Origin of the sequence: Pseudobutyrivibrio sp. JW11, assembly GCF_900115355.1 — a bacterium.
Lineage (GTDB): Bacteria > Bacillota > Clostridia > Lachnospirales > Lachnospiraceae > Pseudobutyrivibrio > Pseudobutyrivibrio ruminis.
This window is the reverse complement of the sequence record NZ_FOWB01000016.1, coordinates 21,355-40,965: the sequence shown is the minus strand read 5'-3', so window position 1 is coordinate 40,965 and position 19,611 is coordinate 21,355. Positions and strand designations below refer to the sequence as shown.

The following is a 19,611-nucleotide window of genomic DNA, read 5'->3' as shown; positions in this document are numbered from 1 at the left end:
GAACACACAATTAATTGATTAAAAATTTTTCGACAATATACAAAAAGGCCCTAGGGCACACTGCCCTAGAGCCTTCCTTTTAGCATTATTTCACTGTTACTGCAACGTGTTCTGACTCGTTTACTTTCGTTAACTCATCATCAACAACGGCGTATCCATCAATATGATAGTAATACGTTGCTCCACTCGTCAATTTAGAATTTGTATACTTGCCAGTACTTGCTGGAATGATTGCTACTAATTTACCAGTGCTTGTTTCATCATCTGCTCTGTAAATATAGTAAGCTATAACATTTCCTGATGTATTCCAACTAACTGTAGCTTTGCCTGCCTTCTTACTTTCCACTTTTATAGCTGACGTTGCTACACCTGTTGTTTCAATGACAAATTCTTCTTCACTTTCTATGCTAGTTCCATCACTCGTAGTTGCATATGCTGTTGCAATTACTTTATATGTGGTGCTACTTGCTAGTCCTGTAAATGTGTATGTATTTGTCTTGCCAGATACACCAGTCATCATAACATCAACATACTCGTTTGTACTTGTATCCAACTTCTGCAACTTCAGAGCTGTACCATCAGAATACATATCTCTAACCCATTCTGCTGTCATGGTACTACCAGTGTCCTCTGTAATTCTTAGATTTGCAACACTTTGCAGTTTTATAGTATATGATTTGTTAAGTGTTCCTGTAAGTCTATCTGACTTACCTGTAAACTTAATTTCTCCATCTCCATATTCATAGTCACCATAATCTACATCATAGTCACCAGATGGGCTATCAGCAGTCTCATCATATAATGTTAAATCATAATATTTTTGTACTGCACCTGTCTTTAGGTTCTTAGATTGAATATAGATTTCAAACGGTGGATTAACAGCCATTCCCGTATAACGAGGATATGTAGATGAACAAATTACTACAACCCTATCATCTTTTTTATCATTATTCGTACTCAAATTTCTAGCAGTAATACTATAATCTGCTGTTACGCTTCCGGTACGATCTCCAATTGAATATGCAATTGTTGCTTCAATGTAACCATCATCTGGAGTAATACTTGTCAAATCAGAAGTATTCTCTTCAAGTATGCTTCCGTTCTTATCCATTCTGTTATATGTAATACCTGTGATGGTTGCGGTAGAGACATTAATTTCAAAGTCTGGTTCAATTGGATAACCTGTAAACTCATAGCTTGGATCATAGTTATCGGCTTTGATATCAGATGTATTGAAATCTACTGCATAATCAATTTCTTTATCGCCAGACCAATATGCTGATGATACACCTGAATAATATACTGTTCCGGTTGATACAAAGCTGTCATTTGATGTAGGCTGCTTTGTTGCCTCATATTCTGTTCCAGCTGTTAATATATAAGTTTCAGTTTGATAAGCCCCCGGTAATACTGGTAAACCAAGATAAATTCTAGGTTCTCCATAGGTAATACCCTTACCAGTATATTGCTGTGTCAATGGATTACCTTGAACGTAGTTATCATTGGCATCTTTATAGTACGTTAATGTATCGTCAAGATTTCCCCAGATATAGAACTTCAGTGTTTTGGTACCTTTGTAATTACCTTTACCTGTTATAGTAACAGTAGCTTCACCTGGCAACCAGTTGTTTTCATATTCAACTGTATAATCAGTGTCTTCTACTAATTCCAACTGATTTCTTGTAACTGTAACCGTTCCTGTGATGAGTTTACCATCGTCATAATTAACGTTGTTTCCGTCTAATCCATCAACTGTATCATCAAATGCAATCGATACATCAAAATCTGAACTCATATCATGCTGTACAACAATGTATTCAATTGTAAATGTACTAGATCCACCTGAAGGAACGTAATAATTTCCACCTGTTCCACCAATTGCTTCAGTTCCCTTGAATGAAACCTCAATGTTGCTACATACGTAGCTTGTTACTGTTCCATTTGTCTTAGTAAATGATGTTACTGTATTGCTTGCGCCTTCTACATTAATATCATCTTCACTAATTGTTGTTCCTAAAACATTATCTTTTACTGTAACAGTAGGATTTATTGTAGTTCCGTCATAAACAGCATAGTAATATCCTTCGAATTTGTCGGCATCTTCTGTAGACATAATTCCAGTTACATTACCATCTTCGTCTGTATATGATTTAGCCAAATACGTTTCAGCCGTTGCCTGTGTAAACCTCTTAAGTGTTGTTCCTGTAACACTAAATGTAAGCATTGTAGTTCCAGCACTTGTTCCATCAGAAGTTGCTAACATAGGATTTTCTGTAGTAAATACTGTTCCTTGTACCAAATCGCTAGTATTAGTTTTTAGTAATTTAGCATTTACTGCTTTTCTATGTATTGCGTACTTCTTTGATAAGGTTCCGCAGTAATCACCTTTTCCAGTAATAACAATATACTTGTATCCAGCATTTATACATGTATCATCGTTTCCAGTAGCATCAGTATAAGAGATTGTATAATCTGTGTTTACTTTAAGCTGTGATGTACCATTAAATACAGTAACTGATGGTCTTAATTGCTGTCCATTATACTCGTAGTACCATTCAACCTCATCCTTCTTAGATTCAACATATGTAATCGGATTTGATATGTTTGAACCGGTTGGTGTATAGGTTACGGTCAAGTCTAGAGTATTAAGGTTTTGACCAATATTGTATGGCAATGAAATGGTATCCATGTAGTTGCCAATACCAGTTATTGTTATTGTTGGTGACGTTGATGCAACCGTTGCGTTAGTTGTTTCATCACCATCTTTATTCCATGCAGCACTACCTGCACCAGAATTATTGCTCAAAGAAATCGTGTAGTCTGTATCTTTCTTTAGATGTTTATAGCCTGTTGTTGTACTGGTATCTACGATTCCTTTATCTACAATGAGAATATCTGGTTCGTTGTCTCCACCAATTGTTACTACATCTGGAATGTATACCGTTAAACCAGTTGAATAATTAGTCACATATCTCTTATTTGTAGACTCGTAATCCCATGTTGCACCTGCATAATCTGTGCTTACCTTATCATAGTAATAATGATAATTATTTGATAGTGAACGTTTGGTAACTTCAAAACTAATCTCTTTGTAGTTAGCACAATTTGGACTATTGCCAGCATCTATTCTTAGCTGATACGTTCCTTGATTCTTAAGCGTACTCTCAACACCATTATTCAATACAACAATCTTATAGTCGTACGTTGTATCCTCTTTGTCTGATATAAGTGTTACATCTCCAAGTTTTACTGTAACTTTTGTGTATGGATCAATCTCAGTTCCTGTCCATTCCACGCTACTTGGAGAAACTGTAATATCTGCGACTGTTAAATCTAACTTTTCAATAGTGAACGTCTTCTTAATATTTGTTCCCGTAAAGTTGCCACTAGTTCCTGCTGAAATAGTTACAGAAGCATCTGTTCTAGCATATGTATTATTTGCATAAACTGGGGTTGTATAATCAGTTCCTTCAGTTAAGACATAGTTACCCAATTTAACTGTAATGGCAGGTTTAACCTCAACATTTTTACCCGCATACGTAGCTGTATCTACAGTTATCATATTCGGAGTAATTGCTACTGGTTCTATTGTGAACGTTATATCATCTACTACACCTGAATATGCATTAATACCTTGAATTATAATCTTTCCTGTTCCTGCACTTATGTTGTTTGAATAAGTAACAGTATAATCAGTATCTTTCTTAAGTGTTGAACCAGAGTGAGTAATTGTAACAGTCGGTTTAATAGCAGAACCTGTATAGCTAAATGGTCCCTGTTCGATACTAATATCGCATTCATTAATATCAACTCCAGATATCGTGAATGTGCTTGTTAATCTACCATATACCAAATCATCATCTTTTGGTGTAGCTACAATTGAATATGTACCCATCTTTGTTGCTGTGGCTGGATCAATCGTAACCATAGTGTTTGTTGTTTTATAGTCGTATATCTGCACATTGTGTAAAGTATCGGATGAATCAGCACTTGCGTCGTATGCTGCATATATTATCGCTGGTACATCCTGCGCACTTCCAGTATATGGAATATTATTAACCTCTACAGCTCCACTATAAAACTTAACCTTTGTGTTAGCACTCGATAGATTATATTTAATTTTGAATGAAAAACTATTTTCTGATGTCTTACCATATATGAAATATTTACTTTCTTGAGTTGGAACTATTACTGCATAATATGTTCCTACTTCAATAGGGTCAACACCGTTTGTGTAATTATTATAATCCTTTGTATATACAACTGAATAATCACCTTGCAAAGCGCCAACAACAGCTTCAGTTGCATCCTCTAATCCGGAGAAGGTTACGCTGACTGATTCTCCTGTATATTCATATACAGTTCCGCTAGTCATAGTTATTCCCTTGTAGGTGCTTAAATCCGCCTTGAAATATACAACACTTGATACTCCTGCAGATGATACATATCTTGCATTTACCTTTGAACCTGTAAGCTCCGTTCCAGATTTTGCTGTTATTGTAATATTTGCATCAGGTCCTGGTAATGTATCTCGAGTTCTAGTAATTGTACATTTGCTAACAGTATCTGAAATTATGCCACTATATACACCCGGATCATCCAATGTTGTTCTATAAGATATTACAGGCGTTATATCTGATGTAGTCTTACCATTTGCATCCAATTCATAGTATGGATCTTTAATACTTACATCTGCATATACTGAGTTCAAATTCAAGAGAATATTGAATGTTACCTTCTTATATCCACTATATGGCAAGTTACCTTTTACATAAATGTATGCTTCACCAGTTGATGGTGCATCATTTGAACCCACATAATCTGTCAAATCAGAAGGTGCACTAGTCAAAATTGTATAATCGCTTCCATATGTAAGTTCTTTATTCTCTGAACTCAAACTAAGCGTTGCTGTTCCTGCTTCAATAGCGCTCTTTACTTCACCTGCTGTAATATCGGTACCATCGTATACAAAATCACTTAACTCAGCATCAAAGTTCTCAATTGAATTGGTCTTAATTGTGTATGTAAATGTAATAGTTTTAGTAACAAAGTTTGTATTTGTAATAGTGTATGTCGCCACAGCTGTATTACCATCAGTAGATGGATCTACATTGTTTGTATATGCAACAGTGTAATCAGTATTTTCAACTAATTTATTATTAGATGCATCTGTAATTACAAGATTAGGTTTTATTTCTTCTCCTGTATATATAAATGTTGTCTTATCATCTAATGAATAACTATTAGTCGCCGCATCAGTAGTTGCAATTAAAGTTTCTGTAGCAATAGTTCCAAGATAGACGTTCTCATAACCTTCTACAATCTTAAATCCTAAAGACGCATCACCACTATAATTTCCAACACCTGTAACTGTTAAAGTTGCGTTAGTACCTACTGTTGAGCCAATATTGCCTTCACAAGTATAATCATCAGAAGTTAATGCCATAGAATGGCCTGCTTCTACCGTTGTATAAACTTGTTTTGTATCACTGTAAGAATATGTAAATATAAATGCTGGATCTACGGTTATGTCGCTACCTGTATAATGTTGCTCTTTTGTTGCAATAGCATTAACTCTCTGTCCACCCAATGGCTGAGGATTGATATAATAGCAAATCTTTGCAGTTCCATAGAAACCTTTGCTGGTATCGCCGGATACAACCATAGTAATTAGGTTGGAAGCACCTGTTCCCTTTGCTTCTCTTGCATCATATAACTTGTCCCCTGTAAGTCCCAGATTACTTGTAATAGATTGAATAGATACATTTCCTACGGTATTGTCGTCAGCATCGTAAATCTTTGTATTATGTTTGTCGTATAACAATACCTTTGGAGCCTGACTATTTCTCCACATGAGAGATACCGGGTTAGCTTCTAATGTAGAAATCTCTCCCAATATGCAGGCATAATCTTCGCCTTGAACATTATTGTTTGCGTCATAGTATGCACCTAAGATAGATACTTTACCTTGGCTAATATCTGTACCGACATCATATGGAATAACGACTGTTCCTGTATAATTGCCTGTACCTTTAATTACAAGATACTTTGTGCCTGCAACTGTTGTAATATTTGTTCCAGTACCAGTTGAAGCATCATAGCTGTCATAATACGCTACGGTATAGTCTGTTGAAACAGTAAGTGCAGATTTATATGTAACTACAGGACTTGGTGTTACTGGAGCCGAGCTATTCCATGTATAACTTGTTTCAATTCCACTTACCATATCCTCAGTGATTTCTCTTGGCTGGATATTGAAATAAACAATCGCATTGTTTCCAGCATAAGAATCTAAACCTGTAATTTTCAAATATGGTGAGCTTGAAGTGTAGTCAGTACTTGTATTTGCCGCCTTTGCGTTCTTGTATGAAGCAGCATAGTGCGTATTTCTGGTCAACAACGTACCGTCAGAACCATATACTGCTACGCTTCCACTGTAAATACTACCTGTATAGTACGTTACTAATGAAGAACATTTATAGTATCTTGTATAGCCTGTTACATTTCCTGATGAATCTTTTTCTTCCGCAACACTAACGTATTCAGCTGGATTTGTTCCTCCAATGTATATTGCAGAATATGCATCTTTATTACTGCTTATTGTAAATGTAATAACAGCACTGCCTGTTAGATTATTTTTACCTGTAACTGTTATTGTTGCTGTTCCCGGAGATCTATTATCCTTATATGCAACTGTAAAGTTTGTGCTTGTTAATGACTGCGTTGTGCTATCGTACTTAAATGTTTCTGTAAATGTTGTACCAATAGTTACTTTTACAGATGGTGTATGATCACTTCCTGTATAAGCAAAAGCTTCTGTTGCTGCGAGTGCTGCAGTTGCAGTTCCTCCGTCTGATAAGCTCGCTGCAGTTATTGAATATGTATAAGTTCCACTTAAATCGCCAGTATAATTGCCCAAACCTGTAATTGTAGGGCTAACTGTTCCAACATTAATATAATCGTCACCATAATTAATCTTGAAATCAGTTCCTTCAATCAAATATGTGTTTCCATATTTAATAGTTAAATCTGCGTTTGTTGTTGTAGATGTTGACCATGTTGTTGGCACACCATTTGATAAAGCAGTTGCAACCTTTGCTGTGGATGCATCTGTTGCTGTACTCCAGGTTAATGCTGCTCCTGTAAATGTTTTCTCTGACGCATTTGTTCCAAAGGAAACAGTGATAGCAGAATTGTTAAGTGGTCTTGACTCAACCTTATAGGTTGCCACTACTGGTTTATACTTTGAGTAATCAGTTGTTCCATTGTTTAATCCTGTTACAACTATGTACTTGGTTCCCACTTTTTCTGTAAGTGTAGTTCCAGTTCCTGCTGTTGCATCGTATGAATCATAAACAGTATATGTATAATCAGTGCCATAAGTTAAAGCACCATTAAGCCTTACACTAATATTAGGTACAGATGTTGGATTTCCATCATAGTATTTACTGTAACCAGTCACATAACTATTGCTATAAGTTCCATCATAATATGTTCCAGAATCAGAGATTCTAACAACTAAATCTAATTCATAATTAGGCACGATAAAGTAAGCGCTTGTAGTGTAAGTGCTTGAATCAAAGTTTGTACCTGCACCGGTTATTTTTACTCTTGGTGAATCAGAAGTGTTAATATGATCACCCTGATATGTCACATTATAGTCTGCTGCGCTTACCTCTACACCTGGGTTTATTGCTGATTCATAACCCAAATATGCAACAAAATCTGTTCCTGCCACAGGTTCTATCGCACTTCCTGTATGGGCAAATTCATTACCATTTTTCCATACTATTGTTACTTTCGACATTGATTCCTGCTGAATAGTAAATGTTGTAAAAATGCTACCAGTGTATCCTGAATCAGAATTCATTGTGAATACAATAGCTTTCTTTCCAGCTTTTGTATCACTTACTTCCGCACCTTTTGCAGCATAATCAGTCGCTGAATATCCTGATACATAATCGTATATTTTATAAGTAGCGCTTGACTTAGTAACCACTCCAGGGACTTCTTTATTATTTGAATTGTAGAATGTAACTTCGCTCCATCCCACATCAGTTACTTCAGTAAGAGAATATGCTGTGCCTGTATAATAGCAGTCTAGCAATCTAGAATTACTACTTAAACTAACAGTCAAAGCATTTGATATATCTGTATCTGAAGATGATACTGTAACCGTTCCTGTGAAGTTGCCGCTGCATGAGCTGTCGTCCGCATTAATTACTATTGAACTTGTAACTCCAGTTAAACTAGATACTGTAGCTGTAAAATCTGTATTAAACACAGGTGTAACAGCCAGCGCTGAATTGCTGTTTACATTTGTTACACTAGTTACACTTCCCGATGTTACTTTATAGTTTGCGGCTGCAAATGCATTGTTTCCATCTGTACTACTTGTAGTTGTTATATCTATAGGATTAATTGTAAAGGTTCGTGTATATGTATATGCCGCATCCACCGTTGGATAGTATTTAACAACAACAGTTGCTGTTCCTGCATCTTTATTATTAGAGCAAGACGAAGTCATATATGGATATGCCGCAGATGTAGTACCCACAGTAGTTCCACTGGCAGAATATAATACAACGCTCGGTGTAATAGCGCTTCCTGTATAAGAAGTACTATATGCTGAAGCTCCTTCTAATGTTGATACACCACCAATATACACATCAACTACATTAACAGTTATTTCTTTAGATTCGCCGTTATATGTTGCAGTAATTGTTACAGTACCCGCTTTTAAAGCCTTTAAAGTAGCAGTCATTGTCCCCTTTGATGTGACTTCTGCTATTAATGGATCGCTAGATTCCCATGTGATTGATCGTTCAATGGATGAATCTGAAAGTACAGCTGTTAATGTATCAGTATTTCCAACAGCATAATGGTAAACATCATCGTTATCAGGTGTTGATGTTGTAGTTATCGATGCAACTTTATAACTATCACTAATAGTGTCAGTTAACTCTAATGAAGCTTTGCAACCCAAATCACTATTTGCTGATGTTGATAAATAAAATGCATCGTTATAAGTTCCACTACAATTCCAACTTGTAGATGAGTTTCCTTTAATATAAGTCTGAGAAGACAAGCTATTTTCGTATGTTGAACCATAGCACAAATTAACTGCTGTGCTTGAGCTAACAACTATTGCATAGCTGTTTCCTTTTGTTACATAACTATTTCCACTTACACTCTCAGTTAAATCAATTTCTATTGTATAATAGCCCGTTCCGTCTGGTGTCAAATCCTGACTACCTGTTGCAACCTTTGTTCCTGATGTAGGAAGGGATGTTGAAGATAAATTCTTGTAAGCTGTAGCTGTGAAGCTATATGTTTCACTAGCATCTGATACATATATTACAAATGTTGCCTTTAATGGTTTTGTATATGTTGTATCAGATGTGGCTGTTGTAACTGCCGCAAAGTTTTGCCAATCCTCTAATTCAATATATGAAACATCCGATATCGTACCAACTACATAAGTCGAGAAATGCTCTGCATCAAAGCTTACATCCTCACCTGCTACGTCAGTTGGGATTTCTGTTACTGTTTCCTGGTCGTCCTCGATGCGGTATGCAACGATTTCTTCGTCTGGAGTGTCGGCAAGCTCTGAAACACCTTCGAATGTTACTGAAACTGAGTTGCCATCGTCCTTTGGTTGATACTTGTCTCCATGACGGTCGTAGATTGTGATATCGAAGGCCTCGTATGCTTCGAATGTGCCTTCGTCTATTGTTTCATTTACAATGTCGTTTACTTTTTTAAGTGATTTTGTGTAGATAGTAACCTTTGACTTTCTTGGCATTTCGCCGGCTACAGTTACCTTTACACCGTGGATTGTCTTTGAGTATTCCTGATACTCAAGTGACATATCCTCATATTTGCAGTGAACGCAAACCCAATCTTCGTCGAATTCGCAGTCCTCTACCTCTTCCACTCCGCACTTTGTGCAGCGCTTTGTGTGTGTTCCATCATCGTTTGAAGTGTACTCCCACTCGTGGTCGCACTCTTCCTCTTCTGCAGGCTGCTCATAACCGCAGCGGATACAGATTCCATCTTCGCCGAATTCGCAGTCTTCTGTCTCGCCCTTCTCTTCGCACTTTGTACAAACCCAAGTGTGTGTTCCATCATCGTTAGACACAGCTTTCCAATCGTGCTCGCACTCTTCCTCTGCGTCCTCCTCTGGAACCTCTTCCTCTGGGACAATTTCTTCCGTTTCATCTATATTTTGGGAATCGTCTATATTTATTTCTTCTGGATTCGTTACTTCATCCGTGACTTCTGGGTCAGTTACTTCTGGCTCTGTCACTTCCGGTTCTGTCTCAACCGGTTCTGTCACTTCTTCCGTTACCTCTGGCTCAGGCGTAGCGGTATCCGCAGTTTCTCCTTCCGTCGTTTCTACGTCGGCTGCCGCCCCGTCGTCTTGGATGGTTTCTGTTACCATGTCCAAATCGCTATCTGCCAGTGATGAGAAATCATCTCCCATCATGGTTGTAAGTAGCAACATGGCTAGCAAAAATGCCATCATCCTTTTCAAGATATTCATGCTGTTGTTCATAGGCCAATTCCCCTTTTCTCGTGCTTTTTGCACGCAAAAATAGACGTAAATATAGTTTTACGATTTCATTATCGGCACTTCTTATTATTAACTTTAGCTTGTTTCCGGAAAAAATATGTTAATTTAATGTGAAAAAAGCGCCCAAAATGGACGCTTTCACGGAATGTTTAGAATTATATTTCTACCAGGCATTTATACAAAAGCTCCTCGAATGGACCGTAGTTCAGGACGGAGCTTTCTTTGCTGGCCAGAATCATGTCATTTTTAGTTGTTTTAGAAAAATCTATATCAAAGTGATTGCTGTTTTTGCAGATGTATTCGATGAATACGCGCTGGGCGCGGCCGTTGCCTTCTCGGAAAGGATGAATCATGTTTATCTCGCCAATCAGATAGGCCAGCTTTTTCGCCATCACTTCTTTATCATCTATATCTTTCAGGTAATTATTGGCAATAATCCAATCGTGAACCTTTTTAAATTCTATTTCAATGAATTGCGTCAGGCAAAAGATCGTGCCCTTTGAAATATCCACGGTGCGAATCTTGCCAGCCCACTCGTAAATATCCTGGAACAAGTACCTGTGAATGGCACAAAGATGTTGCAAAGAAAAATCTCCAGGAATTGGGCGCTGGCTGATTTCAAAGTACCGCGCGGAGCTAAGCTCCTGCTCTGCTTTGAAGAGCTGCTCCTTGTCGTGTATATCAAGTTTGTTTTTGAGAATGTGAGTGTGAGGATAACAATACTGACCGTTATCCTCGTACTCATAGCGGTAATATTCATCCATCATAGGCTTATCCTACTGAAACATACCTAGATGTAATCTCGCGGACTACATCTTCCACATCAATCTCTTTTTCAATGATCATTCTCCCGCGTTCAAGCTCCTGCGGTGTGAGTATCATGTCCTCCATTGCAAACGAGGCAGAGACGCTAGCTATCTTCTCATCTGTAGACATTAATCTCTCCTTATTTATCGGATTAAAAACCATATTTTTCACCTATTATTCCGAAACGACTGTTAATTGGTGGTTAATCTATGGCTCTATTATATCACATTTTTTAATTGTTTTGTTATGGTTTATAACTGACTGTTTGGGCAGCCTTTTTCGGTTTGTGGCCTGGTTTTGGTGACGAAATCAAGCAAAATCGATAGAGCGAGGGCTACCACGCAGATGACGATGGTGAAAATCCAGGCATTTCTATCGTCGTTTGCATCCACATATCTGCCTGAGTACCACATGACATAACCGCTGGCCACTGCCCCCAGGAAGCTCACCCAACCAAATGCTCGGCCCCTGTACTCTGGCCCAACTGCTTGCACAATATATGGCGAGAAGCAAAGCATGGTAAGAATCTCTCCCACAATGAAGATTGCGATGGCGATATAGTAGGCTGGAATATGGCCAAGGCTTACTAGAAATACGCCAAAACTAAGGATTTGAGCGGCCACTCCGGCAACCAACTTCCATTGGTTGCTTCTTGATTCAACTATTTGAGTTATTATCGGTGTCAGGATGACTACCAGGAAGCAGCTTACGCTCATTACTGTTCCGTAGATGGTAGCTCCCATATCTCCGTGATACTTGGCGAAGTCGATTGGCATCAGGTACGAGAACTGGCTGTAACCACCTTCGTACAGGGCGAAGGCCAGCATGAAAAGGATTACAGGCTTGTTGGTTTTTATGAGCATGCTGATGAAACCTTTAGCTGCTGGGTTTATCTGGGTTGCTGGAGTTACCTGGGTTGCTGGTGCTTTGTTTGTTGTAGTTTCTGCTTCTTCTGTCTGGTATCCTTTTTCATCTACAAACAGAATAATCAGCACTGTGGACATTGCAATTGTAACAGCGTCGATGATAAAGCATAGCCACAGGTAATTGTTGAACAGGAAGCCTCCGATGATTGGAGCCAAAATGAAGCCCACATTTGCGCCCATGTACTGGATGGAAAAGGCTTTATCCTCCTTGCCCGGTGGGGTAACAAGGGCCACCAGCGCGCTATAGGCTGGGCCTTCGATTGTCTGGAAAAAGCTTGCCACCATTATCATAATGAAGGATGCAAAATTGAAGGCCTTTACTCCACAGATAAGATAAATAGTTATGGATACCAAGTCGCAAGCAATTATCATTGCTTTCTTGCTGATTCTATCCGCCAGCTGGCCACCGATCAGATTCGCTGGTAGGTTAATCAGGCCCGCTAGCATTATCCATAAGGCTGTCTTAGATGCAGACAGCCCAAACTTCTGGTTCAATATCAGCGTTAGCATCGGCATAATCATGGCACCCATGTTTGTGACCATTCTTCCAATTGCTAATGCATAATTTGCCCTCGTCAATCCTTTGTACTGTGTTAAAATTTTCATGTCTCTACCTCGTTGTGTGTGCTGTTTACAGTTCTGGTTTTGCTCCCGAGTTTTACTTCTTGTCTACTGGGTAGGCCAGGAGTGTTGTGCTCCATGGCTTAGTATTTGGTTGTTTATCGGCGTGGGCCGCTAGGAAATCAATTATATAGTTCTTCAGCTCTGCGGCATCTTCATCTGTAAGGAATGCTACTGAACTTATCACATCTCCCGTGACCGGTGCATGTACGTCTGTAGTTTTCTCGCCTCTAGCCCAAAGATTTCTCTTATATTCTAGGAACCCCTTCCAGTTTTCATTCATCATGTAGTTTAGGAACACTTCCTGCTCATTTACTACGCTATCATCCTGCTGTTCATTAGTTTTCAGGGAGATGTTCACATCCTCCAGCGCATAGTACTTGGCTGTGATTCCATTTATCTTTTTCGTGTGATCAAGCCTCAGTACCCCCAGGCTTTCCAGCTTTTTGATGTGGGCTGTGGCCGCCGAAGGTGATATCCCGAGCTCTTTCGACAGCTGCTTTGGAGTCATCGCCTCCCCGCTAACCTGCATCAAGCGAATCAACCTCTGGCGCTGTGGATTCATATAGATTTTGTTCTTTTCTGGTGTATCAAGGATTATTTCTTTCAATGTTATCCCCCTGTTTTATCTATCTTGATCATTCTCCGTATTGTTGATTCAATAGTTGTATTAACTTTATATTTACTTGATTCTTTCCTGCTTTGATTATCACAAATTATACGTTACATTTTATGTAACGTCAATTATTTTTTTCTATTTGATTACACTAACTTCTCTTTAATTTTCTGCTCAATTTGTTTGATATCCAGCGAAGAGAACTCTGTCTCCATAGAAATCAATAGATTCTCTCCTGCAACAACTCCATTTTTCTCATACATGTTAATCTTCTCCAGATTCTTGCTCGCATAGTCATCTTCTGCTGCCAGCCCCAAGTGCTCCCAGTAATATGTCTTCCTCTCTTTTGTATTAAGCAAAACAAAGTCCGGGTATACCGTCCTTCCCGATTTAAGCTTAAGTGCCGGCTCGTACTGATATGGCACATTGTGCTTGTAAAACATATCCGCCAAAATCTTCTCCGACTTTGACCTTACATACTCGCCCTTGTCAGTTATATATTTCCCATTTTCAGGGAATGGATTCTGATTTCCCGGATTCTGTTGATACCACTGCTGGATAAACTCTGCATCCGGCTGGATTAGCGGCTCTATCAGAATCTGCTTCGCGTGGCTTCGATTCTCGTATACTTTATTTATTGTCTCCGCGTTATAGTCAGCCAGGAACTGCTCCAGCGCTCTTATTTGCCTAGTCACAGCTTCTTTCAAATCTCGATAGTACTCCTGCTGCGCCATATTCTTGATAATATCCAAATCACTTTTCTTTACATAAGTGCGGCTTCCATCTGAGTGGTATATGTAGTACTGGTAGCCACTTTTTCGCTTGGAAAAGCTAATAGTTTGACCATCTATATTCATATTCTTATTTTCAAGTTTCTCAATTTGATTTAATACACTCTTTAATTCCGTTAACTCTTCATAAAACTTTTTCATATCCTCTTGCTCCTTTTTCACACGTAAATCCTACTTTTTCTTTGTTCTACGTGTCTCCTTTACTTTGCTCCGACACGTAGATTCTTACTTTCTCATTTTCTTCGTGTCTTCTGCGCGCTCTGCTGACACATAAACCCCTGCTTTTCTTACTTCTTCGTGTCTCCAAGCCTCTTCTCGGACACGTAAATTCCAGCTTTCCTCATTTCTTCGTGTCTTCTCGCCTCTCCTCTGACACGTAAACTCCAGCTTTCCTCATTTCTTCGTGTCTCCCATGCTCTCCTCTGACACGTAAATTCACTCTTTCCTCATTTCTTCGTGTCTTCAGGCCTCTTCTTAGACACGTAAATTACCTCTTCCCTCATTTCTTCGTGTCTCCCATGCGCTCCTTAGACACGTAAATCTCCCACTTCTCTACTTCTTCGTGTCTTCCATGCTCTTCTTAGACACGTAAATTACCTCTTTCCCCATTTCTTCGTGTCTCCCATCCTCTTCCCAGACACGTAAATTCCAGCTTTCCTCATTTCTTCGTGTCTTCAGGCCGCCTCTCTGACACGTAAATACACTCTTTTCCCATTTTTTCGTGTCTCCCATGCTCTTCTCAGACACGTAAATTCTCTCTTTCCTCTTTTCTTCGTGTCTTCCGGTCTCTTCCTAGACACGTAGATTCCAGCTTTCCTCATTTCTTCGTGTCTCCCATTCTCTTCTTGGACACGTAAATCTCCCTCTTCTCTACTTCTTCGTGTCTCCAGGCCTCCTCTCTGACACGTAGATTCCAGCTTTCTCTCTTTCTTCGTGTCTTCTCGACTCTTTCCGGACACGTAAAGCCCACCTTGCTCTATTTCTTCGTGTTTTCGAGCATCATTCGGGTGCCGGCACACCTATTTTCAGCTATACCAGGTTGCAGCCCCTCTCTTAACAGCAAGAATCTTTCCCTATTACTCCTTCTCAACATAGCGCGCCGCAAAAAATGCCTATTTTGTCTATTCCAACCTTCTCAACCTGAATCAACCATCACCGGCGAGTATCCACCTCTGAGAATCCCCAACCTGCTTCCAGCCAAAATACTAACGGGCACAAGCGAAAAGCCCATTCCCTCAGGCCGCCGCTTGGTGCGGGCAGACTGAGAGTATATCTACGATGACTTGATTCAATTTAAAGTATTAATGGGATTTCGGGTTCGATACATGAACCCACAAATTAGATTGTTATATGAAAACAAATCTTTCAAAAACTCGTTTGATACTATACCTGCTGAAATCAAACTTGTCAACCAATATAGCCGATAATCACCAGCATCCAAAATCAGGCCTATTTCCCCCACACAGCCAAATGCGCCACGAACTACACTCCCCTGCACAACAAAAAACCCTCCGCAGCGCCGAAGCACCGCGAAGGGTTCAAAATCTATTCAACTCACTCAGCCTGAAACCAGGCCTGAGGCAGCCCAAATTCCAAAGCTTTACGCATTCTGAATCTTACCAGTATAAAGCTGGTAGTACTTACCGCCTTCCTGGATAAGCTCTTCATGGTTACCGCGCTCGATGATGCGTCCCTGGTCGAGAACCATGATGCAATCAGAGTTTCTGATTGTAGAAAGACGATGGGCAATAACAAATGTTGTACGGCCGTGCATAAGCTTGTCCATACCGTCCTGCACGATTTTCTCTGTACGAGTATCGATTGATGAAGTAGCCTCGTCAAGAATAAGTACTGGTGGATCTGCGATAGCTGCACGGGCGATTGCAAGGAGCTGACGCTGGCCCTGTGAAAGGTTGCCGCCGTCGCCCTTGATTACTGTATCGTAACCCTGAGGCAATCTACGGATGAAGCCATCTGCATTGGCAAGCTTTGCTGCTGCAATAACTTCCTCTTCAGTAGCATCAAGCTTACCGTAGCGGATGTTGTCAGCGATTGTGCCTGTAAACAAATGTGTATCCTGAAGTACGATACCAAGTGAGCGGCGAAGGTCAGCCTTCTTGATCTTGTTGATGTTGATTCCGTCATAACGAATCTTTCCATCAGCGATATCGTAGAATCTGTTGATAAGGTTTGTGATAGTTGTCTTTCCGGCACCGGTTGCACCAACGAAGGCAATCTTCTGGCCTGGTGTTGCGAAAAGCTTAATGTTGTGAAGGACAGTCTTGTCCGGATTGTAGGCGAAGTCTACGTCGTCAAAGACGATATCACCTTCAAGCTTCTGATAAGTTGTTGTACCTTCTGCCTTGTGGAAGTGCTTCCAAGCCCACATTCCTGTACGCTCTTCGCACTCAACAATTTCGCCATTCTCTTCTCTTGCATTAACAAGCATTACGTAGCCATCGTCTGTCTCTGGTACCTGGTCGATAAGCTCGAATACACGCTCAGCGCCGGCCATAGCAAGAACGATTGACTGGAACTGCTGTGATACCTGCTGGATCGGCATGATAAATGAACGAGTAAACTGAAGGAATGAAACAAGCGCTCCAAGTGTAAGTCCTGTCCATCCGTTGAGGGCAAGTGTTCCACCAACAACTGCGCAGATAACGTAGTTTACATTACCAAGCTGCATGTTTACTGGTCCTAAACAGTTTGCAAGTCTATTTGCACGATAAGCGTTCTCGAAAAGCTCCTCGTTAAGTCCGTTGAACTTCTCCATTACCTCTTCTTCGTGACAGAATACCTTAACGACCTTCTGTCCGTTCATGATTTCCTCGATGTTACCATTTACTGCACCAAGGGCCTTCTGCTGCTTGCGGAAGTATCTTCCAGATGTACCAGCAAGTGTCTTTGTAACAAGAGTAATCAAAGCAATCATTACGATTGTCACGCCTGTAAGGGTTGGTGACATCATCAGCATGTAAACAAATACTGTAACGATGGTGATTGCACTATTGAACATCTGTGGGAAGCTCTGTGAAATCATCTGGCGAAGTGTGTCAATATCGTTTGTGTAAACAGACATGATATCGCCGTGTGCGTGTGTGTCGAAGTAGCGGATTGGTAAATCCTCCATCTTCTCAAACATCTCGTTTCTCAAGTCTCTAAGTGAGCCCTGGGCAACGAAAATCATAATAAAGTTGTATGAGAACATTGCGATGATACCAACTGCATAGTATCCAATCAATGTCTTGATAGCATCTGCAAGTGGTCCAAAATCTGTGCTGCCTGTCTGTATCATTGGCAAAATATATGAATCAATCAGCTCCTGCATGAAGGCTGTTCCCTTTGCATTGCAGATTACTGAAAGGAAGATGCAGATAATAACAAGCACAAGCTGTGCTGGGTATCTGCTTCCTACATATTTAACAAGGCGGCCGAGAACTCCTCGTCTTGCGGCCTTCTGCTCTTTTGTCAGTTTAGGAATTGATCCTGGTTGTGGTCCTCTAGCCATTAGTCCTCGCCTCCTTCCTGAGCCTTGTCAAAGTCGCCGCTACCGGCGCCTGTCTGCTGCTCATAGATTTCCTTATAAATCTCATTTCTAGCCATCAACTCTTCGTGAGTACCGAAGTCGTTGACCTTACCATCATCCATAACGATGATTCTGTCAGCATCCATAACAGATGAGATACGCTGTGCGATGATAAGCTTTGTTGTACCAGGGATTTCCTCGCGGAAAGCACGGCGGATGCTTGCATCTGTAGCTGTATCTACTGCTGATGTAGAGTCATCAAGGATAAGAATCTTTGGCTTCTTAAGAAGAGCTCTTGCAATACAAAGTCTCTGGCGCTGTCCACCTGATACGTTTGTACCACCCTGCTCGATGTGTGTGTTGTAGCCATCTGGGAACTTCTCGATGAATTCGTCTGCGCAAGCAAGCTTTGCTGCACGCTTTACTTCCTCGTCTGTTGCATCTTTGTCGCCCCAACGAAGGTTTTCAGCGATTGTTCCAGAGAAAAGTACGTTGTTCTGAAGAACTACGGCAACCTGATTACGAATTGTCTCAACATCGTAATCCTTAACGTTGTTGCCACCTACAAGAACTTCACCCTCATCCACATCGTAAAGACGTGAAATCATTGAAACAAGAGTAGTCTTTGCTGAACCTGTTCCACCAAGTACGCCGATTGTCTCGCCAGAGTTAATCTGAAGATTGATGTGGTCGAGTACTGGGCGTTCTGCTGTTTTGTTGTATCCGAAGACAACATCCTTGAACTGGATTGATCCATCTGGCACTTCATAGATTGGATTCTCACCATTTGTGATTGTTGTCTTTTCCTCAAGTACTTCATATATACGTTTCATGCTGGCTATTGACATTGTAACCATGATGAAAATCATAGCGAAGAACATGAGTGATGTAAGAATGTTCATGCAGTATGAGAATAACGAAACAAGCTCACCAGTTGTAAGTGTGCCCTCGATAACAATCTCATGGGCACCAAACCAGCTTATAAGGATGATACATACATAAATAACTGCACTCATCATTGGCATTGTGAAGGCGATCATTTTTTCTGCAGCTGTTGCTGCCTTGTAGATGCCCTGGCTGCCCTTGACGAATTTTGTCTTTTCAAATGCCTCACGAACGTAAGCCTTTACAACTCTGATACCTGTGACATTTTCCTGTACAGATGCGTTCAAGTCATCGTACTTCTTCATAAGAATCTCGAATAATGGTCTTGTTTTGATAAGTACAAAAGTCATGAATGCAAGAATGATGACCATTGCAATAAAGAAGTTCGATGCAATATGTACATTGATTCTGAAAGAAAGAATCATAGCAACGATAACTGTAACTGGTGCTCTGAATCCCATTCTAAGAACCATGATAAATGCGTTCTGTACGTTTGTTACGTCTGTTGTAAGACGTGTAACAAGTCCTGCTGTTGAGAACTTATCGATATTTTCAAATGAGAAGGTCTGAATGTTTTCAAACATCTTCTTTCTAAGGTTTTTTGCCAAGCCTGCAGAAGCCTTACTTCCGTAAACAGCTCCCATTACACCACCAAATAAACCTACAACTGCGCAAATGAGCATGTATCCACCGATTCGGTAAATCTCGCTCATGTTGCCCGCTTCAACACCTTTGTCTACTAAATCTGCTACAAGAAGTGGAATTATCATTTCCATTGCTACTTCAAGAATCATAAAAACAGGAGTTGCTAGTGCTGCTGCGGTGTATTCTTTTGTTTCCTGTAATAATCTCTTTACCAA

General features: G+C 40.0%; 9 protein-coding genes. All 9 read right to left on the bottom strand.

The genetic code is table 11. From position 1 onward, the window contains the following. Positions 1–85 precede the first annotated feature (85 nt). Positions 86–10,558, bottom strand: coding sequence for an Ig-like domain-containing protein (locus BM102_RS11955; RefSeq protein ID WP_090482294.1), 10,473 nt, complete (start codon positions 10,556–10,558; stop codon positions 86–88). 173 nt (positions 10,559–10,731) lie between these two features. After that, positions 10,732–11,343 (bottom strand): Fic/DOC family protein, encoded by a 612-nt coding sequence (locus BM102_RS11950; protein ID WP_090482291.1) that lies wholly within the window; start codon positions 11,341–11,343, stop codon positions 10,732–10,734. A gap of 4 nt (positions 11,344–11,347) precedes the next feature. Then, positions 11,348–11,512 (bottom strand): antitoxin VbhA family protein, encoded by a 165-nt coding sequence (locus BM102_RS14370; protein WP_155952521.1) that lies wholly within the window; start codon positions 11,510–11,512, stop codon positions 11,348–11,350. 122 nt (positions 11,513–11,634) lie between these two features. Further along, positions 11,635–12,915, bottom strand: a complete 1,281-nt coding sequence (locus tag BM102_RS11945; protein ID WP_090482288.1) for an MFS transporter — start codon at positions 12,913–12,915, stop codon at positions 11,635–11,637. A 52-nt stretch (positions 12,916–12,967) separates the two neighbouring features. Beyond that, positions 12,968–13,540 (bottom strand): winged helix-turn-helix domain-containing protein, encoded by a 573-nt coding sequence (locus BM102_RS11940; protein WP_090482286.1) that lies wholly within the window; start codon positions 13,538–13,540, stop codon positions 12,968–12,970. Positions 13,541–13,692: 152 nt separating this feature from the next. Further along, positions 13,693–14,478, bottom strand: a complete 786-nt coding sequence (locus BM102_RS11935; RefSeq protein WP_090482283.1) for a hypothetical protein — start codon at positions 14,476–14,478, stop codon at positions 13,693–13,695. Between the two features lie 411 nt (positions 14,479–14,889). Beyond that, positions 14,890–15,084 (bottom strand): hypothetical protein, encoded by a 195-nt coding sequence (locus BM102_RS14210; protein WP_143085492.1) that lies wholly within the window; start codon positions 15,082–15,084, stop codon positions 14,890–14,892. A gap of 853 nt (positions 15,085–15,937) precedes the next feature. Then, a complete protein-coding gene (locus BM102_RS11925) occupies positions 15,938–17,848 on the bottom strand; it encodes an ABC transporter ATP-binding protein (protein WP_090482278.1) in 1,911 nt (636 codons plus the stop codon). Further along, positions 17,848–19,611 (bottom strand): ABC transporter ATP-binding protein, encoded by a 1,764-nt coding sequence (locus BM102_RS11920; RefSeq protein ID WP_090482275.1) that lies wholly within the window; start codon positions 19,609–19,611, stop codon positions 17,848–17,850. The genes BM102_RS11925 and BM102_RS11920 overlap by 1 nt, the downstream gene beginning before the upstream one ends.

Bases quoted from the DNA above. Each gene is read 5' to 3' on its own strand.
- BM102_RS11955 (WP_090482294.1), bottom strand. From the start codon at position 10,558: ATGAACAACAGCATGAATATCTTGAAAAGGATGATGGCATTTTTGCTA.
- BM102_RS11950 (WP_090482291.1), bottom strand. From the start codon at position 11,343: ATGATGGATGAATATTACCGCTATGAGTACGAGGATAACGGTCAGTAT.
- BM102_RS14370 (WP_155952521.1), bottom strand. From the start codon at position 11,512: ATGTCTACAGATGAGAAGATAGCTAGCGTCTCTGCCTCGTTTGCAATG.
- BM102_RS11945 (WP_090482288.1), bottom strand. From the start codon at position 12,915: ATGAAAATTTTAACACAGTACAAAGGATTGACGAGGGCAAATTATGCA.
- BM102_RS11935 (WP_090482283.1), bottom strand. From the start codon at position 14,478: ATGAAAAAGTTTTATGAAGAGTTAACGGAATTAAAGAGTGTATTAAAT.
- BM102_RS11925 (WP_090482278.1), bottom strand. From the start codon at position 17,848: ATGGCTAGAGGACCACAACCAGGATCAATTCCTAAACTGACAAAAGAG.